The sequence below is a fragment of the Hymenobacter sp. UYCo722 genome, from assembly GCF_040547115.1.
GTDB lineage: Bacteria > Bacteroidota > Bacteroidia > Cytophagales > Hymenobacteraceae > Hymenobacter.
The window spans coordinates 1-25844 of sequence record NZ_JBEPPC010000004.1; the positions used below are offsets into that span (position 1 = coordinate 1).

A 25844-nucleotide genomic window follows, 5' to 3' on the forward strand; every position below is an offset into this window, starting at 1 on the left:
AGGGTCGTGAAATCGTAGTCCCAAGGCACGCGAATCAGCTCCACGTCGCGCTCCAGGAAGCAGCGGATGATGTTGGTTTTGGTGCCGCAGTCCACCAGCACGATTTTGTGCTGGCCACTGCCGAAGTGCTCCACGCCGGGCTGGCTCACCTGCGCCACCAAGTTGTCGAGGTTGGGGTCGTGGAAGGGCACGTCGTCCTCGGCCACGATTTTGCCCAGCATGGCGCCTTTCTCGCGCAGCTTCTTGGTGAGCATGCGGGTATCGACGCCGCAGATGCCGGGGATGTTGTACTCCTTGAGCCAGTCGCCGAGGCTTTTGGCGGCGTTCCAGTGGCTGTGCTCCTCGGAGTAGTAATTGACGACCAGCCCGGCAATGTGAATTTTGTCGGACTCGAAAATGGTCGAAATCGACTCGTACAGCTCCTCGCCGGGCACGCCGTAGTTGCCCACCATGGGAGTGGTGAGCACCAGAATCTGGCCGGCGAAGGACGGGTCGGTGAGGTTTTCGGGGTAGCCCGTCATGGCCGTGCTGAACACGACCTCGCCCGCGGCGGAGGTGAACGCGCCGAAGGATTCGCCTTCTATAGTAGTGCCGTCTTCGAGGATGAGTTTTACTGTTTGGGTCATGATGGATGGACGCAGGAAGAACGTCATGCTGAGCTTGTCAAAGCGTCTCTACTGCTTCGTTGAATGGTTCAGCCGAAGCGCTAGAGGTGCTTCAACAAGCTCAGCATGACCGCTCGTTTAATGTGAATTTTTCTGACACAAACGGCCTCTATATATCATCCAGACCCGGCAGGCCAAGCAAACCAGCGGCGCGGCGCGCCGTGGTTTTCACACTGGCGACATCCGGGCCGGTGATGGTTAGGTGGCCCATTTTACGGCCAGGGCGCGCGTCCAGCTTGCCGTACAGGTGGAGGTGGGCTCCTGGCAGGCTCAGCACGGCGGACCAGTTGGGCTCGTGCCGCTGGCCGCTGCTGTCAAACCACACCTCACCCAATAGATTGAGCATGATGGCCGGAGAATGCTGGCGCGGCTGCGGCAGGGGCAGGCCCGCCATGGCATGCACCTGCAGGTCGAACTGCGACACGTCGCAGGCGTTCAGGGTGTAGTGGCCGCTGTTGTGCGGGCGCGGGGCCATCTCGTTGACCACCAAGTTACCGTGTTCGCTGCCATCGTCCACCACAAAAAACTCGACGCACAGTACCCCGACATAGCCGATATGCTCCGCGATGGAAACGGCCGCGTCGCGGGCCCTGGTTGCCAGGGCGGGCGGCATGTTTCCTTCGTACGCATAGGTCACAGCCAAAATGCCATCGACGTGCACGTTACGCTGCGGAGCGAAGCTAACTACCTGCCCGTCCCAGCCGCGCGCCACCAGCACCGAGCACTCGGCGGTTAGGGGCAGCATCTTTTCCAGCACGCAAGCGGCTTCGCCCAACTCCGCCCAGGCGGCGGCCAGCTCGGCGGCGGTTTTCACCCGGACCTGGCCCTTGCCGTCATAGCCCATGCGCGCAGTTTTCAGGATGCCGGGCAGCAAATCAGTTCGCTCGTTCTGCACGGCCTGCAGCTGGGCCAGCGTTTCAATTACCGCGTAGGGCGCGCAGGCCACCCCCGACACGTCGGCGCAGGCGGTGAATAGGGCTTTTTCCTCGACGCGGTTTTGGGCAATGCCCACTGCGGCCGCACCGGGCACCACGGGTCGGGTCAGGGCCAGCGTTTGCAGGGCCTGGGCGGGCACGTTTTCAAACTCGGTGGTGATGGCCTGGCACAGCTGGGCCAGTTGCGCCAGCCCGGCCGGGTCGTTGTAGTCGGTCTGGATGTGGTGGTGACTCACCAGCCCGGCCGGGCTTTGCGCGTCGGGCTCCAGCACGGCGGTAAAGTAGCCCAGGCGCTGGGCGGCGTGCACAAACATGCGGCCCAGCTGGCCGCCCCCCAACACCCCCAGGGTCGCCCGCTGGCCAGCGGCATCCACGCTGCCCGGAAAAATCAGGGGCATGGCGAGGCTATGCGTTTTGTCGCTCATACGGGCAGCGTCATGGCGCGGGCGGCTTCGGTTTGTGCGGCCCGAAACGCGTGCAGCCTGGTCGCCAGGTCCGGGTCGTGCAGGGCCAGCATACTCACGGCGAACAGCGCGGCATTGGCCGCCCCGGCATCGCCAATGGCAAACGTAGCGACAGGTATCCCTTTTGGCATCTGCACGATGCTGTGCAGCGAGTCTACGCCCTGCAAATGCCGACTGGCCACCGGCACCCCCAGCACGGGTACCGTGGTTTTGGCGGCCATCATGCCCGGCAGGTGGGCGGCCCCACCCGCGCCGGCGATAATGGCCTGCAAGCCGCGCGGGCCGGCTTGTTCGGCATAAGCAAATAAGTCGTCGGGCATGCGGTGGGCCGACACCACGCGCGCTTCGTGGGCCACGCCAAAGTGCGTGAGCATCTGCACGGCGTGCTGCATGGTGTCCCAGTCGCTGCTGGAGCCCATGACCACGCCGACCAGGGGCTTGCCTGGGGCGGCGCTATTGGGAGAGTCTGGGGAGTCGGAGGTGTTCATTGAAATTTCTTGGTCGTCATGCTGAGCTTGTCGAAGCATCTCTACCGCTTCGCTAGGCGGTGCATACGAAGCGGTAGAGATGCTTCGGTTTCGCTCAGCATGACGTTCTGTTTGTTTTTGAATAAGCGCTACCTATTAGCGCTCCAGCAGGATTTCCGTGCCTAAAATCACTAGGTCTACACTGCCTTTCAGCGTCTGGTCGATGAAGGGTGTGTTCTGTGATTTGGATTTCATGAACTCCCGCGTGAAAGTCGTTTCCGCTTCGGTATCGAACAAGACGCATTCGGCTTGTTGACCGACTTCGATGGCAACTGCCGGCAGGCCCATCAGGCGGCGGGGCTCCGCCGAATAGCGCTTCACCACCAGGTCCCAACCGAATTTTCCGGGCTCGACGAAATGGTGATACAGCGACACCAAGGCCGTATCCAGGCCGGTGATGCCATTGGGCGCGCTGATGAAATCCTGGGCTTTTTCGAACGGCGTATGCGGCGCGTGGTCCGTGGCAATGATGTCGAATACGCCTTCAATAAGCCCTGCCAGCAGGGCGTCACAATCCGCCTGCGTCCGCAGCGGCGGGTTCATTTTATAGTTCGTGTCGTAGTCCCCGATGTGCTCGTCGGTGAACATCAGGTGGTGCGGCATCACTTCCGCCGTCACCTTCACATCGCCGCGCGATTTCCACCAGCGGATGGTTTCCATGCCCATCTTGCTGGACACGTGTTGGATGTGCACGTGCGCGCCCGCCGCGTGGGCCAGGCGGATGTCGCGGTCGATGATGATTTCCTCCGCGCACGCCGGCGAGCCCTTGATGCCGAGCCGGTAGCTCATCACCCCTTCGTTCACGGCGCGTGGCCCGGCCAGTTCCGGCACCTCGCAGTGGCTGGCGAAAAACATCCCAAACTCGGTGGCGTACTGCATCGCCCGGAAAAGTACGGCTGGGTCGGCCGTGGTATCCCCATCGTCGGTGAGCATTTTCACCCCGAGCGAGCGCATGCCCTCGATTTCCGCCAGTTCCTTGCCCTCGCGATTCTTCGTAACGCAGCCGGAGGTGTACACCGGAATACGGGACCGGTCCTTGGCATTTTCCAGCACGGTGGCCACCGCAGTAGCCGAGTCGAGGGCCGGCCGAGTATTGGGCATCATGACCACGCCGGTAACGCCGCCGTTGATGGCCGCTTCGCTGCCCGTGGTAATGGTTTCCTTGTTCTCAAACCCCGGCGCGCGGAAATGGACGTGGGCATCAAACATGCCCGGCATCAGCACGCGACCACGCGCGTCGATGACCCGGGCACCCTCGGGAACGGCCAGGCCGCTCCCGATTTCCTGAATTTTTCCTTCGACAATGAGAACATCACTTTCGACAAGTATGGGGGAGTCTTCGGAGGCAATACGGGCGTTTTGAAGAAGAAGCATGGAGGGATGATTGCTATAAATCGGCAAGGGGGTGAGGGGTTCTGGCTGTTGAAGAAAAAAATACACGGGCGGAACCAGCCGCCGCGTCCGGACTTTTAGGGGATAATCGCCGTTGAGTTGGCTCGCTGCTGCGCGACATACGATTCCTGCTTCGGGAAGTCTCCCCCCGGCGTGAGCCAGTCGAGCACGGCCATGCGAACAGAAATCCCGTTTTCGACCTGGTTAGTGATAAGGCTGCGCTCATAGTCCATGACGGCGTCGCACAGCTCGACCCCCCGGTTCACGGGGCCGGGGTGCATGATGTAGAGGCCACGGTCGCGGATTTCCGCCAGCCGGGTGTTGGTGATGCCGTATACCCGGTGGTACTCGCGAACGCTGGGGAAAAACTGCACGTCCTGGCGCTCCAGCTGCACGCGCAGCAGGTACACTACATCGGGTGCCCAGGCCATGGCCGCCTCGTAGTCGGTAAAGCGGCGGATGGTGGCCGGGCCGTACTTGGGCACCAGCGAGCCCGGCCCCAGGTAAGCGACCTCGATGCCCAGCTTTTGCAACAAAGTGCTGGTGGAGCGCGCCACGCGGGAGTGGAGAATATCGCCAATGATGAGGACCTTTTTGCCCCGGGGGTCAGGAAATTTTTCCTTGATGGTAAAAGCGTCCAGCAGGGCCTGGGTGGGGTGTTCGTGGGCCCCGTCGCCGGCATTGATGACCGACGCCGTGGTCTGGCGGGCAATCATGCCGGGCAGGCCGGGGTGACTATGGCGGATAACGATGTAGTCGGTGCGCATGGCCTGGAGGGTCTCAATCGTCTCGCGGACCGACTCGCCCTTGGAGATGGAGGAGTGGGCAACGTCGAAATTCGTTACCTCCGCCGAGAGACGCTTAGCCGCTACCTCGAAGGAAGAATGCGTCCGGGTGCTGGCCTCATAGAAGAGCATGAGCACGGACTTGCCTTCCAGCGCGGGAATTCGCTTCACCGAATGAGTGAATAGCTTTTTAAAGGACTTGGATTGGTCGAGCAGAAACTCGATTTCCTCCGGGTGCAGGGATGCAATGTCAATCAGGTCTTTACGGGCCATACCAGGTTGGGGAAATTAAGTACGTAATCAGTAGTTACGAGCCGGAGGGGTTTTAACAGTCCCTGCAATTTGCTGACTGCCATATGAAGCGGAAGCCACGGCAGCGGAGCGGCAACCCCCGAACTCAGTGGACATAAAAAAACCGTTTCGGAATCCGAAACGGTGGCGGGGCAATACCAGAAAAAACAATAGAAATACCAGTGGCAGAATCGGGAAAACCGACGGGGCCGCAGACCTTCCGGTCCACTCGCGGTTCCCAGTCGAGCAGGGTTCCACGCTTCATCAACGGTTTTTGGGGTTGAAGCATGCTGCAAAGCTACGGTATTGTTACGCCCGACAATTCATCAACCATGTTAATTTTTTCTGGCTACTTTTCTCATCTCTGGATTTTTCAAGCTAACGGGCTAGTCAACGCATATTTTGTTCTTCTTTTCGCTATCAAAAAAACCCATGGCTCGCGCAACCAGTTGCTTGGCAAGCACATCCATCTTAACTTTAGCTCTTTATTCCGCCGCTTAAGCTGGCGGACCACCATTCTGCGGTGGCAAGCAGCCCATGAACCATTGGGTATTTCATGAGCTGATTCATTTCCGGCCGGTACAAAGTAGCATCAGGGTGGTCTGGTTAAGCCGAACCCGGGCGGGTGAGGTGGGCTAGCCCAAGCCGGACAGGATTGGGACGTGGTTTACAGATGGATTTCCAGGTAAGGTTGTCTAATAAATGTGGACAGAATAAGGTCCGAAGATAAAACGCGCTTCGTTTGGTAAAACGAGGAATTGATTACCAACCTCCGCCTTACTTAAGTCCCCAATGACTGAACCCAAGTTGCCGATGTTTGTGCAAGTGCGTTCCACCAAAATGGGGCATTCTCTGCACTTCGCCACGGGCTTAGTATTCGGCCTTGTTGGGTACTTTTTCTGGCAATTCGTAGCGGCCTTTGTGGGGTTTTTCACCTTCGGCTCCGGGGCAGGCCACGATTCAGCAGCGATGCTTGTGGGGAGCGGGTGCCTGGCGGTACACGTGGGACTGCTCAGTTGGCTTTTCCGGCGGCAGGTGCTTTACACCACTTGGGTAGCTTGGGCTGTCAATGTCGGGCTGGCCCTTGGGCTGTTTGCCTGGCTAGAACTGTATCGAACCTACCAACTCTAAGGAAAAGGAGTCCGGAGTTCGACTAGCGAGTATGGCTAAACGGTTCGATGAGCAAAAGGAAATAATTCAATTTGTAGCTAGCTCAGGCCTAGATTTACCGGCCCTTCTTGCCGCAAGCTGCCCATGGAACCCCGAATAGAAATCACGTTCTTTGGCTGGCAAGTAGGGATGAAATCGCTCCGTTTTGCGCGCCTGTTGCACGAGGAGGCAGGGCTGGAACTGGCGGAAGCGTGGGCCATCAAAACCAAAGTACTGAACGAAGAACCGGTGGTACTCGAACTGCCCGCCGCCATTGGCGCGGCCGTGTTGGAGAAGGCAACCGCGTTGGGAGTTATCTGTACCATGGCCAATTCCTAGCCTCGCTCAGCGAAACGGTAGCAATGTAAACGCCCGTTGTTTAGTTGAAGGAGCAATTTATGGTGACAACATAATCCCTCTCCCTTGTTTCTGAGTTGACCCGGAAATTCTACAACCGCAGGGTCTGATAAGGTCAGGAAGCACCTCGCCGTCGCTAGTGGTAGCGGTAGGGGGAAAGTTGTTCGGGTGCGAGAAAAAGCCCCGGCCGCAGTTTCTTCGCCAGTCGCGGGGGCAAGGCGTGGGTGGCTTGGTAGGTCGCCAGCACCTGCGCTTCGTTCGCTTTCGCGTAGCGAGAAACCAAGCGCACGCCCAGGACCGTCAACGGCAGAGCAACGCCCGCGCCGATTCGCAGGCCGACGACGACGCCCGCCAAGCCCTGGTAGCCGCCCTGGCCCGAAACGGAAAAGCCAATGACCGGCCCGGCCGCCACCGCCAGGCCGCTCGTGACCAGCAGGGCAACGCCGCCCGCGCGCCGCAGGTGAAACAGCCGCTGCAGCGCCGCGACCGTGTCGGCCGCCGTGTTACGAGCGGCGGGTCCGCTCGCACCGGGCCCGCCGGCGGGGGAATTGGAAGCCACTTGCCCGAAAGCTGGGCCGGACAACAGCAGCAAGACGCAGAGGCAGCGAAGCATGGCAGGGAGTTAAGTGCGAGGAAAGGTACTTCGGTCCGGAGGAAACCCGACACCATGCGCCATGCCTGCCGACGCGCACCGCTACATTTTAGGAAAACGGTGGTGGCTGTTGCAGAACTCGGTTTAGCAGGTCCTGCTAAACCGAGTTCTGCAACAGCCACGGTGGTTCAAATAAGAGGTAAAGCCATTTGCATTCTCCAACCGACCGCCTCCAACACGTAACATGCGCTGCGGATAAAATACCCGTCTATTGCCTAGGCCCACCCGGCCATATTAGAAAGCAGCTCCGGCTGCACCAGCGGCCGGAGCTGCTTTCTGGGTACAAAACTGCCCTACGCCACCAGCTCCGGCGTGCGGCCCAGCTTCGAGTTCTTGTAGCCGTAGGTGAAGTACACGGCCAGGCCAATCAGCAGCCACACAAAGAATAGCGTCCAGTTGCTGATGCCCAGCTCCGTCATCAGGTACAGGTTGATGAGCAAGCCCAGGGTGGGCAGCAGCGAGAGCCGCTTGCGGAACGAGAGTACCGATAGCGCCAAGCAAAACAGGAAAAACACCAGCGTCGGAATCTGGTGGGCGAAACCACCCGTGACCTTGCCGCTCAGGGCGTCGTGCTCAATCCAGCCGCGCTGGCCGGTGATGTCGAGCCAGAATTGGTGGTTGCTGGCCGCGTTGTAGCGCACAATCAGGAACGCGCCCACCAGCAGAATCAGCGGCACTAGCCACTTGCCGTTGATGTAGGGCACCTTGAAGCGGGCCTCCGACTGGCCATAAGGGTCGATGATGAGAATGCCGCCGCAAACTAGCGCAAACGCGAACAGCGTGCCGATGCTGGTGAGGTCGACCACCAAATCCATGTTCAGAATAAGTGCCGGAATGGCCACGAAGCAGCCCGTGACGATGGTGGCGAATGAAGGCGTGTGGAAGCGCGGATGAATGCGCGAGAACACCGACGGCAGCAGCCCGTCGCGCGACATCGTGAGCCAGATGCGCGGCTGCCCCAGCTGAAACACCAGCAGCACCGAAGCCATGGCAAACACCGCGCTCACCGCCACCAGCCCCGACAGCCGCGAGAGCCCCACTTTGGCAAACACGAACGAGAGCGGGTCGCCCACGCCCAGCTCCTTATACGACACCATGCCCGTGAGCACCAGCGTAATAATCACGTACAGCACGGTGCAGATAATCAGGGCGTACATCATGGCCTTGGGCAAATCGCGCTGCGGATTCTTGCATTCCTCGGCCGTCGTCGAAATGGCATCGAAGCCGATATAGGCAAAAAACACCGCCGACACGCCCTTGAGCACGCCGCCCACGCCGTTGGGGGCAAAAGGCGTCCAGTTGACCGGGTTCACGTAGAACGCGCCCACCACAATCACAATGAAGACAATAATCAGCTTCAGCAGCACCAGCAGGTTAGAGGCGTTTTTGCTCTCCTTGATGCCCACGTACACCAGCGCCGTAATGGCCACGGTGATGGCGAAGGCCGGCAGGTCGATAACCAGGTGCAGGCCATCGGTGAGAGCCGGGGCCTGCATCCAGGCCTTGTAGCCGTCGAGCTGGGCCGGCGACACGGCCGCCGTGGCTTCGGCCAGGGTTTTGCCCGACTGTACCAGCGTCTGCACGGCCTCGTAACCGGCGTGGCCGGTTTGGGTGCCCATCGTGAGCCAAAGCGGAATGTGCAGCCCAATGCCGTCCATCAGGCCCGTAAAGTAGTCCGACCACGAAATGGCTACCACGATGTTGCCCACCGCGTATTCCATTATCAAAGCCCAGCCAATAATCCAGGCCGCCAGCTCGCCAAACGAGGCGTAGGCGTAGGTATAAGCCGAACCGCTAACCGGAATGGTGGCCGCGAACTGCGCGTAGCATAACGCCGAAAATGCGCAGGCAATGGCCGTGAACACGAACAGCAGCGACACCGCCGGCCCGCCATCGAGGCTGGCCTTGCCGATGGTGCTGAAAATACCGGCCCCGATAATGGCCGCGATGCCCAGCGCCGTAAGGTCGCGCACGGTGAGGTGGCGCTCCAAGCCGCCGGGGGAATGGCCCTCGTGGTCGGCCGGGGGATTTTGCAGAATGGCCGCGATGGTTTTGCGGCGAAACAGGGATTTTTCAGAACTCATGAAAGAACGGGGGCGGGTTTGGGGGCGAAAAGATAACGCCCCGGCGCGGGTTGTGGCGCATCCGGCCCCGTTAGCAGCCCTCAGCGCAGCAGCCCGCTCACGAGGCTGCCAGCCACGTGCACCGTCATGGTGCCGCCGCCTACCCGCACCGGCAGCCCCACCGATACGCTGCCCATGCCGCTGCCGTAGCCATTGTAGCCGAAGCCATTAGGCACCGGCCCGCGCAGCCCCAGCGGCGCAAACGCCGGGTTACCGAAGCGGCCATCGGTGCTGCCAAAGGGTGCGGCACTGCCGTAGGGCTGCACCCAGTAGGGTGCGAGGCTATACTGCACGAAGGGCCGCGCCCGCTGCCCGCTGCCCAGTACATAGCGTAGGTAGGGCTGCACGCCGTAGCCCGCCAGGCCCGGGGCCAGCACCGGCGAGTAGCTGCCCGTGACGTAGGCCCCGGCCAGCCAGTGCCCGCTGGCCGGCGCGGGCGAGCCCGGAATCTCCAGCCCCACCACGCTGCCGGTGCGCTGCTGCGCGTGGCTGAACAAGGGCAGGGCAACCAGCGCCAGCGGCGCAAAGCGGAAAAGCGTTTTCATGTGGAAAGACTGTAGTGGCCGGATAGATATCCAAGATACGCCTTTTTGCGAGCTGGCCGTGTGCATTCACGCGCCGGTGCGCATCGGAAGGGCACCGCCGTTCACCCAGCCCGTTTATGCGCCCCGCTACTTCGCTCACCATCCCGCAGCCCTGCTCCGAAAGCTGGGCCGCTATGTTGCCCACCGCCGCCGGCCGCCAATGCGCCGCCTGTGCCCACACGGTAGTCGACTTCACCCTGAAAACCGATGCTGAAATCCTGGCCTACCTGGCCGGGGCCGAGGCCGGCCGCACCTGCGGCCGGTTCGCGGCGGGGCAGCTGGAACGGCCGTTGCAGCGCGCCGCCCTGGCTGCCCCAAGCCAGCGCTGGCGGGCCTGGCTGGCGGCCGCCGTGGCCGTATGGGCCGTGCGTGAGGGCATAGGTACCGAAGCCAATGCCCAAACGCTCACCGAGTGGCGCGCCCGCTATTGGGGCGGCCCGGTGCCGGCCGCACCGGTGATTGATGCGCCCATAGTTGAAAATGTTGCGGTTACAGCACCGGCTCAACCACCAATGGTAGGCCGCGAAACGCTGCATGGCGTGCCGATAATCCGGACATATCCGGAGCAGCTTCCGTTGCTGTCGGAGCGGCCTTTGGTGTTGCGGGGTATTATTACTGATAGTGCCAACAACGAGGGAATCCCGGGCGTGACAGTACTGCTAAAGGGAACCACAGTAGGTTTCAGTACCACCGCAACGGGTTCGTACGAAATGACCGTGCCGGCCGAATTGGCGCAGAGCCAGATTGTAACCCTTGTCTTGTCCTCCTTGGGCTACCTGACGCAGGAGCGAACCTTGGCGAACCAAACAACTGGCGAAGCGCAGCGCTTCCGAATGCAGGCCGATAACCGCATGATGGGCGAAGTGGTGGTTTGCCACCTGCCGCCGCGCAAGCTACCGCCCGCGCCCTGGCACCCCCGCGCATTCTACTTCTGGGGCAAATACTGGCTCGCCCGGCCCTTCCGCCACCACTGATGTTGTGGCGACCAACCACCGCCTTGCTTCTTCCAAAAACCAATACCTTAGCCGCATGGCTCCTTCCTCGTTTTCCATTCCGCAGCCCTGCGCCCAGCCTTGGGCCGCCATGTCGCCCACGGCCGCTGGCCGCTTCTGCGCCACCTGCGCCACCGAAGTCGTAGACTTCACCATCCTCAGCGAGGCCGAGATTCTGGCGTTTCTGGCGCGGCAGGGCGGGCGGCCGCTGTGCGCCAATACCTACGCCACGCCGGTTGCCGCGCCGCCCGTGGTAGGCTGGCGGCGCTGGGCGCTTGCGGGCCTGGCGCTGTTGGGCTGGCAGTCGGCCACTTCGTGCGCCACCCAGCCGCCTCAGCAGCCGCCCACCACGGCCGCCGCGCCAATGCCGGCTACCGCCGAGCAGCAGCAGTCGATGGTGATTCGCGGCGTGGTGCTCGATGGCAAGAACGGGCCCGGCGTGGCCGGCGCGTTCGTTTTCATTAACGATACCCAATACGGCGCGACTACCGACGAAAACGGCCGCTTTGAGCTGGTACTGGCCCGCAGCTGGGAGCCGGTGCGGGCCGGCGCGCTCACACTGCGCGTGCAGGGCAGCCCGTTCGTGTTCAAAACCCAGGAAGTACCGGTGAAGCTGCCCACTGCCAACGCGCCGGTCGAGCTGGTCGTCCGCCTGGAGTCGGTGGAGGGCCGGGGCAAGATTATGGGTAAAATCCGCCAGCCCGAGCCGCCGGTGGCCCCGCCGAAAGGGTGACAGGAAATGCAATGGTGGTGTAGCAGTGGCTAGAACTGATAATCCAAGGTAAGCAGGCCATGCACTATTGAGCCTGGGCCGAATAACAAGTACCATTCAGAATCGGGTCCCAAAAAACTGGATTCCTGGCGGTACAAGCTTGTATCGTAGCTGGGCTGGGGGCGAGGATGCCCCCGAAATCCTACCAGCACATTGCCGAGCAGATGCCCATTCGCGACGCGTCGCAGCAGTTGGGTGCGGTAGCCGAAACCAACGCCACCACCACCACTCACCGTCCGGTAGCTGAAATCGCTATGTTCTTTGTTCTTGAGGTTAACCAGGCCAACTGTTTGGGTAAAGTTGAGCACGCTGGCTTCCACTTGCACATACCAGCCAACGGGAAACTGACGGCTGAAATAGTGGCGAAAATACGCTGTCGTCTGCCATCCGGGCGGCAACCCTAAATTGCCGTAGTAGTAGCTGCCCATCAAACCTGCCCCGCCGTGGGAACCGGCCCGGTGCTCGTAGCCAATTGCTACTTTGTAAATCAACTCAGCCGGCGAAATGGATACAATACTGTTTTGGGCGGGGATAGAGGTTTCGGCTACTTGGGCCTTGGCCGTAGCTGCCAGGTTCAACAGTAGCACCAGTGGAAGTAGTCTGTTTGCTGTGGCTTGCATAAGCGAGGCGGAAGTGAATTAATTGCGAAAGCACGGTGAAAACGGCTGATGCTTGCAACCTAAAAAAGCTGTCGTTGGGACCTTATATACCAAGGGGATTTGCTGCAGCGAACGGCTCAATTTAATGAATCATTGGTTTTTTGAGTCAGAAAAAGGACTTTTCAAGGAGGCTCAATTTAATGAATCTATCAAACCTTTCGCCCCCAAAACGGCTTTTGGCCGGGTATGAAAGTGTTGCGTTTTGCCCTGATATTTCTGCTGGCGGCCTGTGCGGCCCCGCGGCCCACTACCCGCTTCAACCCCACCGCGCAGCGCGCCGAGCTGCCCCACGAAGAAGCCCCGCACCCCAAAAACTCGCTGGAATGGTGGTACCTCACCGGCCACCTGCGCGACCAGGCCACCGGCGAGCAGTTTGGGGTTGAGTACGTTTTCTTCCACTTCAACCTGAAGGACGGCAAGCAGGACTGGCAAATGGTGAACGTGGCCCTGACGGACCCGCAGGGCCAGCAGTTTCACTACGACTACGACCTGGGCCGCCTCCCGCGCCTGCTCACCGATTCGCTGCCCGTGCGCCTGCGCGAGCACAAGGCCGGCCAGGTGTGGTCCTTCGACGGGCAGGAGGGAGCCTACCACCTCCAGGCCGCCCTTACCGGCAAGGCCAACGCCGGCTATGCCCTGGACCTCACCACCCGGCCCACGCGCCCCGTGGTGCTGCACAGCGGCACCGGCTACGAAAACTACGGCAACGGCATCACGGCCGGCTACTACTCCTATCCGCGCCTGGCCACTATCGGCACGCTCACCATCGGTGGCAAAGCGCGGCAGGTAACCGGCGAGCTTTGGTACGACCGGCAGTGGAACTGCACCAGCATCGTGGACAAGAATGTGGGCTGGGACTGGCTCAGCATTCAGCTCGACGAGCCCCGCGAGGAGTTCATGCTGAACACGCTGCGCAACTCGGCCACCGGCCTCACCCTCAACAACGGCACCCTGAGCCGACCCACCGGCGGCGACCTGCACCTGTCGGGGCCCGATTTCACCCTCACGCCCCTCACGTACTGGACCAGCCCGAAGTCGAAGAAGAAGTACCCCGCCACCTGGCGCGTGCAGGTGCCCGCCCAGGGCTACGACCTCACGGTGGAGCCGCTGGTGCCGCAGCAGGAGTTGGCGCTGCGGTTTTTTCACGCCTTCACCATGTATTACTGGGAAGGCATGTGCCGCGTGAAGGGCACCCATAATGGCCAGCCGGTAACGGGCCAGGCCTACGTGGAAATCACAAATAGGTAGCTCCTAACCCGGCCGAAGCACGTTATGCTGAACGCAGTGAAGCATCTCTACCGCAATCGTAAATAAAATTATTTGCGTAGTAGAGATGCTTCACTGCGTTCAGCATAACCGTCTTTTCGGCTTTATTCCTTATTGGTTTAGCACTACCCGAAACGTGGTGCCGCGGCCCACTTCGCTCCATTTCACGAAGAGGCGGCCTTCGTGGTAGTTCTCGATGATGCGCTTGGCCAGGGCCAGGCCCAGGCCCCAGCCGCGCTTTTTGGTGGTGAAACCAGGCATAAATACGCTGTCGAGCTTGTTGCTGGGGATGCCTTTGCCGGTGTCGGTGATGTCGACCGCGACCTGGCGGGGCGGCATGCCGCGCCGGTACCAGGTGCGGCGGGTGCGCACGCGCCGCAGGTGCAGCGTAATGGAGCCGCGCCCTTCCATAGCATCGACCGCGTTTTTGCAGATGTTCTCAATCACCCAGTCGAACAGCGGCACGTTGATGCGGGCCGGCGTGTCCATCGGCAGGTCGCTTTCAATGGTGAATTTCACCTTTTTTGACACCCGGCTTTGCAGGTATTCGATGGCGTTGCGGGTGGTGAGGTACAGGTTTTCGTCCTTCAGCACCGGCACCGAGCCAATGTTGGAGAACCGCTCGGTGATGATTTCCAGCCGCCGGATGTCCTTGCCCAACTCCTCCACAATGGGTTCGTCTTTGAACCGGTCGGAGTCGCGCAGGTAGTTTTGCCAGCCCACCAGGCTGCTGAGCGGGGTGCCCAGCTGGTGGGCGGTTTCCTTGGCCAGGCCCACCCACACGCGGTTTTGCTCGGCCCGGCGCGACGAGCTGAAAGCCAGGTAAGCAATCACGGCCAGGCAGCCAATCACTACGAGCTGCACCAGCGGGTAGAGGCGCAGCTGCCGCAGCAGCTGCGAGTCGCGGTAGTAGATGAAGTTGTTCTGGCCCGCCCCCAGCCGCACTACAATGGGCGGGTGCTGCTGCTGCATCAGGGCCAGCTCCGCGCGCAGCCGGGCGGCCGAGTCGGCCTCGGGCAGGTGCGGGGGCATGGCAATGTTCTTGGCCCCCACAATGTCTTTGCCATCGGTCAGGATAACCGGGATGGTGGCGTTGGCATTAATAATTTCGTTGAACACGAACATATTCGCATCCGATTCGGAGTTGATGATGAACTCCTGGGCCTTAGCGTAGAGCTGAATCTGCTGCTGTTCGCGGGCCGATACGCGCTGCACCAGCCAATTGGTGTAGATGATGGTGGCCGCCCCGATGAGCAGGGCCAGCACCGCAATCAGAATTTTGATGCGGGTTTTCTTCTCGTAAATCGGAGCCATGAATAGCGTAAGGGGCTGATAAAAGAACGTCAGCAAATCGGCTGTCATCCTGAGCACCGCGAAGGACCTTATCACCGCTGAACGATTGGCAGTAGAAATGATTGCTGCTAACTGTTCTGGCGTAATAAGGTCCTTCGCGGTGCTCAGGATGACAGTTTCGTTTACCCCACCAATACCGCGTCGCTGGCGGCAATTTCCTGGAGAATCTCCAGCACGTCGGCGGGCGTTTCGGCGTTCACCAGGCTGGTGCGCCAGGTTTTAGCTCCCTCCAGGCCCCGGAAATAGTGGGCGTAGTGGCGGCGCATCTCAAACACGCCCACGCGCGGGCCTTTCCACTCCACGCTGCGGTCGAAGTGCATCTGGCAGGCGGCCACCCGCTCCTCCAAAGTGGGCGGCGCGAGGAGTTCGCCGGTGGCCACGAAGTGCTTCACCTCCCGGAAAATCCAGGGGTAGCCAATGCTGGCCCGGCCAATCATCACGCCATCCACGCCGTAGCGGTTTTTATACTCCACGGCTTTTTCGGGCGAGGTAATGTCGCCGTTGCCGAAGATGGGAATTTTGATGCGCGGGTTGTTTTTAATGCTGGCGATGAGGCGCCAGTCGGCGTCGCCCTTGTAGAGCTGGGCACGGGTGCGGCCGTGCACCGTGAGGGCGGCAATGCCGATGTCCTGCAGGCGCTCGGCCACTTCCTCCACGTTTTTGGTGCCTTCGTCCCAGCCCAGGCGGGTTTTCACGGTTACGGGCAGGTGCGTGTGGCGGATGACGGCGGCCGTCATGGCCACCATTTTGGGGATGTCCTGGAGCAGGGCCGCGCCCGCGCCCCGGCAGGCTACCTGCTTCACCGGGCAGCCGTAGTTGATGTCAATCAAATCAGGCCCGGCCTCGGTGCTGATGGCCGCGCACTCGCCCATCGTCTCGATATCGGAGCCGAAAAGCTGAATACCGATGGGCCGCTCGTAGTCGAAGATGTCGAGCTTCTTGCGGCTCTTGGCGGCGGCCCGAATCAGGCCCTCCGACGAGATGAACTCGGTGTACATCAGGTCGGCCCCGTTGGCCTTGCACACGGCGCGGAAGGGCGGGTCGCTCACGTCCTCCATGGGCGCGAGCAGGAGCGGAAAGTCGGGAAGCTGGATGTTGGGACCGATGTTGACCACGGAGGATAAGGGATACGAATGATTAGGAGAACGTCATGCTGAGCGCAGCCGAAGCATCTCGCCCGCGCGGTTGAACTTCAGGTTAGCGCCGCGAACAATGGAGTTACTATTGCACACGAGATGCTTCGGCTGCGCTCAGCATGACGTTTTATTATTCTGAGCGAACCAGCCCAAGTTAAAAACTGCGGTAAATTTACGCCCTTCCCAACTTACGCCCCGCTATGAAAGGTTTCCTGCCCCGCACGTTGCACCCCGGCCTCCAGATTCTGCTGCTGCTGGGTTTCATGCTGATAGGGGCCTGCGTGGGCTACGCGCTGATGTTTGCCTGGGCGCAGTGGGGCTTCGGGCTATCGGTGGGGCAGGTGCAAGGTGTGGCGATGAACCCCACCGCTTCGCCCAACGGCTGGGGCCTGCTGATGATGATGCAGGGCGTGCTGTTGTTCGTGGCCGGAGCGGGCGGGGCGCTGGCCCTGGCCTCGGCACTGGGTTACGGCTGGGCCGAATACTTCAACCCGCGCCGGTTGGGGGCGGGCTGGTGGCTGCTGGGGGGCGCGCTGCTCATTGTGGTCATTCTGCCCTTTATGTCAGTCATCATCGCCTGGAATGCAGGCGCGCATTTCCCGGGCGCGCTGCACGATTTTGAGGTATGGGCCAGGGCCAGCGAAGACCGCGCCGCCGTGCTCACCAAGTTTCTCACCAATTTCAATTCCGGGGCGCGGTTCGCGGTGGGCGTGCTCGTGATTGCGTTGGTGCCGGCCGTGGCCGAGGAGCTGGTGTTTCGGGGCGTGATTCAGAAAAACCTGGTGCGCTGGTTTTCGCCGCACGTGGGCGTGTGGTTGGGGGCGGCCATTTTTTCGGCCATTCACTTTCAGTTTTTCGGATTTGTGCCGCGCTTCGTGCTGGGGCTGGTGCTGGGGTATCTGTACCTCTGGAGCGGCAATATTCTGGTGAGCATGGGGGCGCACTTCACCCAGAATGCCGTGCAGCTGCTCATTCTCTACCTCACTCAGCGCGGCCAGTTCGGCTGGGGCTTCGACCCCGACTCGAACGACGCGCTGCCCCTCACGCTGGTCATTCCATCGGTGCTACTCACGGCCGGCCTGCTTTTCTGGCTGTATCGCAGCATGACGGCCCCCGCCGCGCCCACTCAGATGCTGACTATTGGCAGCGACGGCGTGCGGCAAGCGGGGTAGAGGCGCCGGCTTGCGTCCCGGCGTTAGCGCCGTCTACGCTAGCCGGCGAACGACTTTCTTTCAACGTCCGTACCCGCACAACAAACAACGATTCCGTTCAACGACGCGACGCGAATACGCGTCGCTACATCCCGCCCAACTTGGCCAACTCTACGCCTCCGACTACTCCTGTTTCTGCCGAAGCCGCCGTCGCACCCGCTGGCCCCAGCAACCTGCGCCTGCGCGTTATCTACGGCCTCATCGGGGCGGCCATGCTGCTGGGCAGCGTCTGGTTCAGCCCCTGGACATTCGGACTGTTCTTCGCCGCCGTGCAGGCCGTGATGCTGTGGGAATTCTACCGCATGATGCGAGCGGGGGGAAGTAGGCCTATTGTGTGGATGGGGCTGCTGATGGGGCTTTTAATTTATGTATACATCTACGGGCAAGGTGCAATCCATCACTACTTCAATTTACCAACCGGGGGCTATACCATCTACCCGCCTTTGGGCGAAGAAAGCCCGTTCGATAGAAATACCTTTCTTCTTTCTACACTACCAACTATTTATGCTGGACTCAGCCTAGCAGCATTGGTAGCGATAGTGGCTCTTGTTTTGTGTGAGATTCTGAGGTGGCCGAACGGAGGTAAGCCTTTTGATAATATTTCCGCCGTATACGGCGGAATATTCTACGTAGCTCTGCCTATGAGCTTTTTGAGCCAGATAGGCTTTGGAGGCGGCCACTACGACTACCGCCGCATCTTCGCCCTGCTCTTCCTCATCTGGGCTTCCGACATCGGGGCGTACGCCGCTGGCAAAACCTTTGGCAAGCACAAAATGGCTCCCCAAATCTCGCCCGGCAAAACCTGGGAAGGCTGGGCCGGCGGCTTCGTACTCACGCTGGTAGTGGGTTGGGCCGTGGGCTTCATGCTGCCCGATATGCCGCTGACGCACCGCCTGGTAGCGGCCGGCGTGGTGGCCGTATTTGCGCCGCTGGGCGACCTGGCCGAGTCCATGCTCAAGCGCAGCGTGGGGGTGAAGGACTCGGGCAGCATCATGCCCGGCCATGGCGGCCTGCTCGATAGGTTCGATGCATTTCTGCTGGTGCTGCCGGTGCTGGCGCTGCTGCAGCTGCTTTTTAGCTGACAGCTGTTAGCTATTGGCTGTTAGCTCTTTTAGCTAAATATCAACGGGCTAACGGCTGACAGCTAATAGCTAACAGCGAAGTAAAACATACCTTTGCGGCCCTAAACCGTATCCAAGTCCCACCCAACATTCATAAACTCCCTCATGGCAGCCCACACCGTGTATAAAGAACCGGCCCCAAAAGTCGACCGCGAAAATCCGCTCGAGTCGATGATGTCGCGCTTCAACATCGCCGCCGAAATCCTCGGCCTCGACGACGAAACCTACAACGTGCTCAAAGCCCCCGACAAGCAGGTTATCGTGCACATCCCGGTGACGATGGACAACGGCAAAATTCAGGTGTTTGAAGGCTACCGCGTGATTCACAACACCATTCTGGGCCCGAGCAAGGGCGGTATCCGCTACGATAAGAACGTGCACCTCGACGAGGTGAAGGCTCTCGCGGCCTGGATGACCTGGAAGTGCGCCGTGGTGGATATCCCCTACGGCGGGGCCAAGGGCGGCATCATCTGCGACCCCACCACGATGAGCGCCGGCGAAATTGAGCGCATGACGCGCGGCTACACCCTGGCCCTGAAGGATGTTTTTGGCCCCGACCGCGACATTCCGGCTCCCGACATGGGCACCGGCCCCCGCGAAATGGCGTGGCTGATGGACGAATTCTCGAAAACCAATGGCATGACCTCGCCGGCCGTCGTAACCGGCAAGCCCCTGGTAATGGGCGGCTCGCTGGGCCGCACCGAGGCCACCGGCCGTGGCGTAATGGTCTCGACCCTGGCCGCTCTCAAGAAGCTGAATCTGAAGCCGACGGATGTTTCGGCCGCCATCCAGGGCTTCGGCAACGTGGGCTCGTGGGCCGCGATACTGCTGCACCAGCAGGGCGTGAAAATCAAGGCCGTGTCCGATATTTCGGGTGCGTACTGGAACGCCGATGGCATCAACATCGACGAGGCCATTGCTTACAAAAATGCCCACAACGGCCGCCTCGAAGGCTTTGCCGGGGCCACCCCCATGAACCCCGACCACTTGCTGACCTGCGAGGTCGACGTGCTGGTGCCCGCCGCCGTGGAGGATGTGATTACTGAGCACAACGCCCACGACATCAAGGCCAAGCTCATCGTGGAAGGGGCCAATGGCCCCACTTCGGCCTCGGCCGACCCAATTATCAACGAGAAGGGCATTCTGGTGGTGCCGGATATTCTGGCCAACTCGGGCGGTGTTACGGTGTCGTATTTCGAGTGGGTGCAGAACAAGCAGGGCTTCAAGTGGACGCTGGAAATGGTGACCGAGCGCGCCGACCGCATCATGTCCGATGCGTTTGAGAAAGTGTATCAGACCAGCCAGAAATATAAAATTCCGATGCGCATCGCCGCCTACGTGGTCGCCATCGACAAAGTAGCCCAGACCTACAAGTACCGCGGCGGCTTCTAAATTAATAGCCTGATACCCCATACTAATCCGCCCGTTCGCGGTTGTTGAAGTGGGGCTAGCAGTTCAATTTGAAAGGCACGGGCCAGCAAGCCCGTGCCTTTTTGCTGTTCGTTGCTGACCTTTGCGGTAGCTTAGGGGCCTTGTGCGGTTGGCCATCGGCCGCCGCGCTCCGTTTAAGACCAATTGTTTACCCGAAACCGCGTCGTGTACGCCGTTTCAATTCGTGATTATGAAGATTCACAAAGAAGGAAGACGCATCCTGTTCGTCACGCTGCTGATTCTACTGGTTCTCAACCTGCTCATGTTTCAGTTCAACCGGGGGCAGGTGCTGGTGAACCGGCTGTTTGCCGGGGCCACGGTTATCATCTTCCTGCTGATTCTGCAGTTTTTCCGCAGCCCGTTCCGGCACATGTTCACCCACGAAGACCTGCTGCTGGCCCCGGCCGACGGCAAGGTGGTGGTGATTGAAAACGTGTTTGAGCCCGAATATTTTGAGGATGAGCGCAAGCAAATCAGCATCTTCATGTCGCCCATCAATGTGCACGTTACGCGCAACCCGATTTCGGGCATTGTGAAGTATTTCAAGTACCATCCGGGCAACTACCTGGTGGCCTGGCACCCCAAAAGCAGCACCCAGAACGAGCGAACCACGGTGGTAGTTGAGTCCGACGCCGGCCCGCTGGTGCTGTTTCGGCAGATTGCCGGGGCCATGGCCCGCCGCATTGTGTGGTACGTGAACGAGGGCGACGAAGTGAGCCAGGGCGAGGAGTTCGGCTTCATCAAGTTCGGCTCGCGCGTCGACGTATTCGTGCCGATGGACACCGAAGTGAAAGTAGAGTTGGGCCAGAAAGTTAAGGGTGGTACCACGGTTATCTGCCAGCTGAAGGTCTGAACCGCGGATTCAGCGGATTAGTCGGATTTTGTGGATGATTGAGAAAGGCCACCCTTCAGGGTGGCCTTTCTGTTTTGTTAGTGCTCCAGATACATCCACAAAATCCAACTAATCTGCTGAATCCGATAAATCCGCGGTTCAGACAAGCAGGTGGGGCACGAACTCCGACAGGTTGGTAATCAGGCTTATGTCGCGCCGGAAGCCGATAGCACAGGCCTCGCCGGCCCAGAACACGCCGGCCTGGTAGCGGCGGCCCTGCGCGTCGGTGGGCAGCTCGGCCCACTGCTGGTAAAGCTGGGGCTGCTGGCCGAATTCGCCGGGAATGTCAGCGCCAGAGCTGCCGTCGGGGCGGATTTCAGCTACGTTCTGCCCCTCCCGCCCAAGAACCGGCTTGCGCACACTATGGCCGGCCAAGGGCTGCAGACTGGCTTCGAGCAGCAGCGGGTGGTGCGGAAACGTAGTCCAGAGGTGGGCCAGCAGGGCTTTGCTTTGGAACAGCAGGGCGTAGGCGGGGTTGGCTACCACCACGTTGCGGGTGAGCAGCAGGTCGGTGAGGTCGGCGGTGAGGGCGGGCTCTTCCTCGGCCAGGATTTCCCACGGCACCAGCTTGAACAGGAAATCGAAGCGCTGCCACTGGCCGGGCACGGTTTCGGCCCACACGCCTCGGTCCTCGCCCGCCACCGACACGCGCATTTCATCTACCGGGCACACGTAGGTATCAGCGAAGCCGGCGATGCGAGCGGCTTCGGCCAGCACGGCGCAGTTGGCTTCGTCCTCGGCGCTATCGGGCAGGTGCACGAGCAGGAGCGTGGCCTGCCGGTCGTGGTTGAGGCTGCGCCAGTGGCGGAACTGGTCCTCCAGGCACTCGAACAGGCCGTTGGCCTGGCGGTCGTCTTCGGCCTGACCGGCGGCGACCAGGCTGGCCCACTGCACCACCATGGTTTCGGGCAGGCTGGTCGCGGTGTCGGCATTGAATTCCAAGAGCTTGGGTCCTTCCGCCGTTAGGGCCAAGTCGAAGCGGCCGTAGAGGTGCCAGTGGCGCTCGTCGTGCCAGGAGTGGCGCACGGCTCCCCATAGGTTGGGTGGAATGGCCAACTGGCGCAGGAACTCATCGGGCAAAGCGTCGGGAATGGCTTGCACCAGCATGTCGTACAGCGTGTCGGCGGCTTGCAGCAGGGTTTCGGCTTCGGCTTCGGGCAGCTGCACGGCTTCGCGGGCCACGTAGTTTTGGCAGGCGTCTTCGATGGCCCATTCCCAGCCCAATGCGCGCACGGCGGGTGAAACGTCGCCGGTGAGGGGAAAAAGGTTGATGTTCATTTCTAAAGTAGAGCAGATTTCTAGAAGAACGTCATGCTCCATCTTGCGTCCGCGCAGCCGAGGCATCTCTACCGCAGCAGTAAATAACTACTTTGGCGGTAGATATGCTTCGGCTGCGCGGACGCCAGATGGAGCATGACGGCCAATTATTTAACCAGAAAAACACCGCAATTACCCGCCAAACCCCCGAAAGCCGCCGCGGCTGCCGAAGCCGCTGCTGCGCCCGGCCGGTGCGCTGCTGCGGAAGCTGGGGCGCGGGGCGGCGCGCAGCGTGGAGCGGCTTTCCTGAATGCCGGCCGTGGGGGAGGTGCGCCCGCCGGCAAACCCGCGGCCAAAGAAGCCCCGGCCGCTTTGGCGCTCGCGGGCCACGTTGGCGCGCCAGCCCTGGTTTTGCTGCATCACGCCGGGGTTGGCGTAGAAGCCGGGGTTGGGCGTCATGTAGCGGCCGGCCATGTAGCCGATGCCGCTCCACATCAGCACGTTCATCATGCCGCTGTTCTGGACGTGGTTTTCGGGGTTTTGGCGGCTGTAGTCCTGCATCTGGCGCTGCAGGGCCTGGCCTTGCAGGGTGTCGGTTTTGCCGTCGAGGTGGTGCAGAATGGCGGCTACTTCTTCCTTGCCGGCGGGGCGCTCGGCGGTCACTTTCCACTCGTTGGGCTGCACCTCCGTCATCTCGGTGATGACGCCCTGGCTGTAGGTTTCGCCGCCCCAGCTGGCTTCGGCCCCGTTTTCGGCGGCGCGGCTTTCCACCGTGTCGTTGGAGGAACAAGCGGGCAGCATGAGTCCCAGGCTGCCCGCGGCGGCCAGCAGCAGGGCGTTGCGGCGCCAGTCGCCGAGGGAGTAGAAGTGCTTTTTCATGGGAAGGGGAAATATAGGATTTGCAGCAACCTTAAAACCACTGCGCCGCCAGTTGCATCAACTGCTCCAGCGCGGTTTGGTCGTCGTGGTCGAAGTCGTTGAGCTGGTCGCTATCGACATCAAGGACCGCCACGACTTGGCCGTTTTTGAGGATGGGCACCACGATTTCCGACTTCGAATCGGAGCTGCAGGCGATGTGGCCAGGGAAGGCTTCCACGTCGGGCACGAGGATGGTTTCGGCCCGGGCCCAACTGGCCCCGCACACGCCCTTGCCGTGCCGAATGCGCGTGCAGGCAATGGGGCCCTGGAAGGGGCCGAGCACCAGCTCGTCGCCTTTTACGAGGTAAAATCCCACCCAAAAAAAACCGAACGCCTGGCGTAGCGCGGCCGCCGTGTTGGCCAGGTTGGCCGTAAGGTCGGGCTCATCGGTGGTGAGGGCTTCGATTTGGGGCAGCAGCTGGCGATACTGCTCGGCTTTGGTGAGGGTGGTGTCGAGGGCGAGGGTTTCGGCCATAAGGGTCTTGGTTGTCAGTTAGTCGTTGTCGGTTGTCAGAAAAGCCGTTCTAGCGGGGCTGATAATTGACAACCGTTGAATTAGTCGTTCACGTACCACAACAGCTCGTCGGGCCCTACGTTCTCGATGCTGCGGCGGCCGGTGTGGCCCAGGCGCGGGGCAGCAATACCCTGGCCCAGTCGCATGGGCGAGCGAAAAACGCGGATTTCATCCCACAGCCCGGCCGCCAGCAGAGCGTTAAGCACCGTGGGGCCGCCCTCCACGAGCACCGACTGGATGTTGTGCTGGTGCAAATCGGCCAGTACCTGGGGCAGCAGGTCGTCGGCTTCGGAAAGCATCACCAGGTCGAGGTTGGGGGTGTGGTGGGGCTGGCGGTAGGTGTAGAGCCGGGTGGGCTGCGAGCCGTCGAGCAGGTGGTGGGTGGGCGGCAGGCTCAGGTTTTTGTCGATGACGAGGCGCGTGGGCTGGGGGCCGGGCCAGTTGCGCACGCTCAGGCGGGGGTTATCGTGCAGGGCCGTGCGGGTGCCCACCAATATGCCGGCCTCCTCGGCGCGCCACTTGTGGGTGAGCAGGCCCGCCTGCGGGCCACTGATTTGAACTGGCTGGAAGTAGCGCCCGGCCAGGAAGCCGTCGGCCGTTTCGGCCCACTTCAGCACTAAGTAAGGCCGCTTTTTTTCGTGGAAAGTAAAGAAGCGGCGGTTCAGCCAGCGGCCCGCTTCGGCCAGTAGGCCGGTTTCGACGTGCACGCCGGCGGCGCGCAGCTTCTCGATGCCGCGGCCTGCCACCAGGGCAAACGGGTCGTCGTTGCAGATAATAACCTCGGGTACGCCCTTTTCGATGAGCAGGTCGGCGCAGGGCGGGGTTTTGCCGTGGTGGGCGCAGGGCTCCAGGGTCACGTATACGCGGCTTTCGCGCAGCATCTCCTGGTTTTCGACGGCAGCCAGCGCATTCACTTCGGCATGCGGGCCGCCGTACTGCTGGTGCCAGCCCTCGCCGATGATGCGGCCCTCGTGCGTGACTACGCAGCCAACCAAGGGGTTGGGCCGGGCGTGGCCGGTGCCAAGTTGCGCCAAATCGAGGGCGCGGCGCATGAACAAGGCGTCGTCTGGTTTCATGGGGGCGAAGGTAGGTCCGACAGCGTAGCTACACCCCCCGGCCTACCTTTGTTTTCGATGAATCTACGCGACGCTACTGCGGCTCTGACCGCCGCCCTCACGGCTCTTTATCCACCGCATGAGGCCGAAGCCATTGCGACGCTTGTACTACAGCAGCTAGTGCACCTGGAGGCGCTGCCGTTCCGCATGGCGGCCCGCGAAGCAGTTGCACCCGAGGTGTTGGCGCAGCTGCCCTCCCTGCAAGCCCGCTTGCTGGCCCACGAGCCGGTGCAGTACGTCCTCGGTACGTCCCACTTTGCCGGTATGGAGCTGGAAGTGAACCCCGCCACCCTCATCCCGCGCCCCGAAACCGAGGAGTTGGTGCGCTTAATTGAACGCGAGCAGAACAGCCGGCCCGGCCGCCGCATGCTAGACGTTGGTACTGGCTCGGGCTGCCTGGCGCTGGCCCTGGCCCGCACGTTGCCCGGCGCCGAGGTGCTGGCCGTTGATATATCGGCCGAAGCCTTAGTCGTGGCCCGCCGCAACGCCGACAAGTGGGCCCCATCGGTTGCGTTTCAGCAGGTCGATATTCTGCAGGCGATGCCCACCGGCCTAGCTCCCGGCACCCTCGACGTGCTGGTGAGCAATCCGCCCTACGTGCGCGAAAGCGAGCGGGCCGAAATGCGCGAAAACGTGCTAGCCTGGGAGCCGGCCACCGCGTTGTTCGTGCCCGATGAAGACCCGCTGCTCTTCTATCGCCGCCTGGCTGAAATAGGCGCGCAGCTGCTGGCCGCCGATGGCGTGGCCTACCTCGAAATCAACGAGGCTCTGGGAGCCGAAACAGCAGCGCTATTTACCGCGCAGGGCTTTGCCGACGTGCGGGTGGTGGCGGACATGTTCGGGAAGTCGCGCATGGTACGGGCGGCGCGGGGTAACCAATAAATTAACCCGCAGAGCTCAGCCGTACTCCTTAATAGAGAATTATAATTCAGGACATTTAGCTTGTTGTTCTTTGATAATGAGGGTTTTATGAATTTGATTTTACGTAACTTCATGGTATTGCCTACGTACTGAAATGCTCGGGCCAATGACGGGCCGTTCTCAAAATTCCCACATCATGTCGAAGAAAGCAGCTGATAGCCACAAACAAGCCGCCACCCACCACACGGAGGCTGCTAAACATCACACCGAAGCCGCCAAGCACCACGAGGCAGGCAGCCACGAGAAGGCGGCCCACCATGCCCATACGGCTGAGGCCCACACCTCGCACGCTAAGTCGCATGCCAAAACGGCCCGTAAGAGCCACGCCGAAGAGCACGGTAAGAAGTAAGGCGCTTCTGAGC

27 protein-coding genes are annotated in these 25844 nt (G+C 61.1%); 12 read left to right on the plus strand and 15 right to left on the minus strand.

Annotated elements, in window-relative coordinates; all coding sequences use genetic code 11:
- From ABIB44_RS11630 to ABIB44_RS11650, 5 genes are all read right to left on the minus strand, one after another.
- Positions 1-653: carbamoyl-phosphate synthase domain-containing protein (locus ABIB44_RS11630; RefSeq protein WP_354584836.1), on the minus strand; the 653-nt coding region annotated here is incomplete at its 3' end.
- A 121-nt stretch (positions 654-774) separates the two neighbouring features.
- Positions 775-2025, minus strand: coding sequence for a 5-(carboxyamino)imidazole ribonucleotide synthase (locus tag ABIB44_RS11635; RefSeq protein WP_354584837.1), 1251 nt, complete (start codon positions 2023-2025; stop codon positions 775-777).
- The gene (gene purE / locus ABIB44_RS11640) at positions 2022-2552 is read right to left on the minus strand and encodes a 5-(carboxyamino)imidazole ribonucleotide mutase (RefSeq protein WP_354584838.1); all 531 of its coding nucleotides are present in this window, start codon (positions 2550-2552) and stop codon (positions 2022-2024) included. Before purE ends, ABIB44_RS11635 begins: the two co-directional genes overlap by 4 nt.
- A 135-nt stretch (positions 2553-2687) precedes the next feature.
- Positions 2688-3965: a dihydroorotase gene (locus tag ABIB44_RS11645; RefSeq protein ID WP_354584839.1), complete on the minus strand. Its 1278-nt coding sequence runs from the start codon at positions 3963-3965 to the stop codon at positions 2688-2690.
- A 95-nt stretch (positions 3966-4060) separates the two neighbouring features.
- Positions 4061-5041 carry an aspartate carbamoyltransferase catalytic subunit gene (locus ABIB44_RS11650; RefSeq protein ID WP_354584840.1) on the minus strand — a complete coding sequence of 327 codons (981 nt, stop codon included), beginning with the start codon at positions 5039-5041 and terminating at the stop codon, positions 4061-4063.
- A gap of 305 nt (positions 5042-5346) precedes the next feature.
- Here ABIB44_RS11650 and ABIB44_RS11655 point away from each other — a divergent pair, with 305 nt between their 5' ends.
- From ABIB44_RS11655 to ABIB44_RS11665, 3 genes are all read left to right on the plus strand, one after another.
- Positions 5347-5619: a hypothetical protein gene (locus ABIB44_RS11655; protein ID WP_354584841.1), complete on the plus strand. Its 273-nt coding sequence runs from the start codon at positions 5347-5349 to the stop codon at positions 5617-5619.
- Positions 5620-5851: 232 nt separating this feature from the next.
- On the plus strand, positions 5852-6190 hold the full coding sequence (locus ABIB44_RS11660) for a hypothetical protein (RefSeq protein WP_354584843.1): 339 nt from the start codon (positions 5852-5854) through the stop codon (positions 6188-6190).
- Positions 6191-6313: 123 nt separating this feature from the next.
- A complete protein-coding gene (locus ABIB44_RS11665) occupies positions 6314-6547 on the plus strand; it encodes a hypothetical protein (protein WP_354584844.1) in 234 nt (77 codons plus the stop codon).
- Positions 6548-6701: 154 nt separating this feature from the next.
- On the opposite strand, the gene ABIB44_RS11670 is transcribed toward ABIB44_RS11665, so the two are convergent.
- The 3 genes from ABIB44_RS11670 to ABIB44_RS11680 form a co-directional block, all read right to left on the minus strand.
- Positions 6702-7178 (minus strand): hypothetical protein, encoded by a 477-nt coding sequence (locus ABIB44_RS11670; RefSeq protein WP_354584845.1) that lies wholly within the window; start codon positions 7176-7178, stop codon positions 6702-6704.
- Positions 7179-7510: 332 nt separating this feature from the next.
- A complete protein-coding gene (locus ABIB44_RS11675; RefSeq protein WP_354584846.1) occupies positions 7511-9301 on the minus strand; it encodes an amino acid permease in 1791 nt (596 codons plus the stop codon).
- An 80-nt stretch (positions 9302-9381) separates the two neighbouring features.
- Entirely contained in the window at positions 9382-9885 is a 504-nt protein-coding gene (locus tag ABIB44_RS11680; RefSeq protein ID WP_354584847.1) for a hypothetical protein, read from the minus strand.
- 116 nt (positions 9886-10001) lie between these two features.
- Here ABIB44_RS11680 and ABIB44_RS11685 point away from each other — a divergent pair, with 116 nt between their 5' ends.
- Together ABIB44_RS11685 and ABIB44_RS11690 are read left to right on the plus strand one after the other, a co-directional pair.
- Positions 10002-10898, plus strand: a complete 897-nt coding sequence (locus ABIB44_RS11685) for a carboxypeptidase-like regulatory domain-containing protein (RefSeq protein ID WP_354584848.1) — start codon at positions 10002-10004, stop codon at positions 10896-10898.
- Between the two features lie 55 nt (positions 10899-10953).
- Positions 10954-11649, plus strand: coding sequence for a carboxypeptidase-like regulatory domain-containing protein (locus ABIB44_RS11690; RefSeq protein ID WP_354584849.1), 696 nt, complete (start codon positions 10954-10956; stop codon positions 11647-11649).
- Between the two features lie 29 nt (positions 11650-11678).
- On the opposite strand, the gene ABIB44_RS11695 is transcribed toward ABIB44_RS11690, so the two are convergent.
- The gene (locus tag ABIB44_RS11695) at positions 11679-12308 is read right to left on the minus strand and encodes a hypothetical protein (protein ID WP_354584850.1); all 630 of its coding nucleotides are present in this window, start codon (positions 12306-12308) and stop codon (positions 11679-11681) included.
- Between the two features lie 225 nt (positions 12309-12533).
- Between ABIB44_RS11695 and ABIB44_RS11700 the strand changes: the two genes are divergently transcribed.
- Entirely contained in the window at positions 12534-13595 is a 1062-nt protein-coding gene (locus ABIB44_RS11700; RefSeq protein WP_354584851.1) for a lipocalin-like domain-containing protein, read from the plus strand.
- 129 nt (positions 13596-13724) lie between these two features.
- Here ABIB44_RS11700 and ABIB44_RS11705 read toward each other — a convergent pair whose 3' ends face one another.
- Complete coding sequence (locus ABIB44_RS11705) at positions 13725-14927, minus strand: ATP-binding protein (protein WP_354584852.1); 1203 nt, start codon at positions 14925-14927, stop codon at positions 13725-13727.
- A gap of 161 nt (positions 14928-15088) precedes the next feature.
- The gene (gene dusB, locus ABIB44_RS11710) at positions 15089-16081 is read right to left on the minus strand and encodes a tRNA dihydrouridine synthase DusB (protein WP_354584853.1); all 993 of its coding nucleotides are present in this window, start codon (positions 16079-16081) and stop codon (positions 15089-15091) included.
- Positions 16082-16302: 221 nt separating this feature from the next.
- Here dusB and ABIB44_RS11715 point away from each other — a divergent pair, with 221 nt between their 5' ends.
- From ABIB44_RS11715 to ABIB44_RS11730, 4 genes are all read left to right on the plus strand, one after another.
- Complete coding sequence (locus ABIB44_RS11715) at positions 16303-17274, plus strand: CPBP family intramembrane glutamic endopeptidase (RefSeq protein ID WP_354584854.1); 972 nt, start codon at positions 16303-16305, stop codon at positions 17272-17274.
- 140 nt (positions 17275-17414) lie between these two features.
- Complete coding sequence (locus tag ABIB44_RS11720) at positions 17415-18395, plus strand: phosphatidate cytidylyltransferase (protein ID WP_354584855.1); 981 nt, start codon at positions 17415-17417, stop codon at positions 18393-18395.
- Between the two features lie 144 nt (positions 18396-18539).
- Positions 18540-19826, plus strand: coding sequence for a Glu/Leu/Phe/Val family dehydrogenase (locus ABIB44_RS11725; RefSeq protein ID WP_354584856.1), 1287 nt, complete (start codon positions 18540-18542; stop codon positions 19824-19826).
- A gap of 229 nt (positions 19827-20055) precedes the next feature.
- The gene (locus ABIB44_RS11730) at positions 20056-20718 is read left to right on the plus strand and encodes a phosphatidylserine decarboxylase family protein (RefSeq protein ID WP_354584857.1); all 663 of its coding nucleotides are present in this window, start codon (positions 20056-20058) and stop codon (positions 20716-20718) included.
- A 138-nt stretch (positions 20719-20856) separates the two neighbouring features.
- Here the strand turns inward: ABIB44_RS11730 and ABIB44_RS11735 are convergent, their stop codons facing one another.
- From ABIB44_RS11735 to ribD, 4 genes are all read right to left on the minus strand, one after another.
- Positions 20857-22035, minus strand: coding sequence for a glutathionylspermidine synthase family protein (locus ABIB44_RS11735; protein ID WP_354584858.1), 1179 nt, complete (start codon positions 22033-22035; stop codon positions 20857-20859).
- A gap of 171 nt (positions 22036-22206) precedes the next feature.
- A complete protein-coding gene (locus tag ABIB44_RS11740) occupies positions 22207-22893 on the minus strand; it encodes a Cj0371 family chemotaxis-regulating polar lipoprotein (protein ID WP_354584859.1) in 687 nt (228 codons plus the stop codon).
- 31 nt (positions 22894-22924) lie between these two features.
- Positions 22925-23407 (minus strand): free L-methionine (R)-S-oxide reductase MsrC, encoded by a 483-nt coding sequence (gene msrC, locus ABIB44_RS11745; protein ID WP_354584860.1) that lies wholly within the window; start codon positions 23405-23407, stop codon positions 22925-22927.
- An 80-nt stretch (positions 23408-23487) separates the two neighbouring features.
- The gene (gene ribD / locus ABIB44_RS11750; protein ID WP_354584861.1) at positions 23488-24522 is read right to left on the minus strand and encodes a bifunctional diaminohydroxyphosphoribosylaminopyrimidine deaminase/5-amino-6-(5-phosphoribosylamino)uracil reductase RibD; all 1035 of its coding nucleotides are present in this window, start codon (positions 24520-24522) and stop codon (positions 23488-23490) included.
- Between the two features lie 57 nt (positions 24523-24579).
- Here ribD and prmC point away from each other — a divergent pair, with 57 nt between their 5' ends.
- Positions 24580-25443 carry a peptide chain release factor N(5)-glutamine methyltransferase gene (gene prmC / locus ABIB44_RS11755; protein ID WP_354584862.1) on the plus strand — a complete coding sequence of 288 codons (864 nt, stop codon included), beginning with the start codon at positions 24580-24582 and terminating at the stop codon, positions 25441-25443.
- 175 nt (positions 25444-25618) lie between these two features.
- Positions 25619-25831, plus strand: a complete 213-nt coding sequence (locus tag ABIB44_RS11760) for a hypothetical protein (RefSeq protein ID WP_354584863.1) — start codon at positions 25619-25621, stop codon at positions 25829-25831.
- Positions 25832-25844 lie beyond the last annotated feature (13 nt).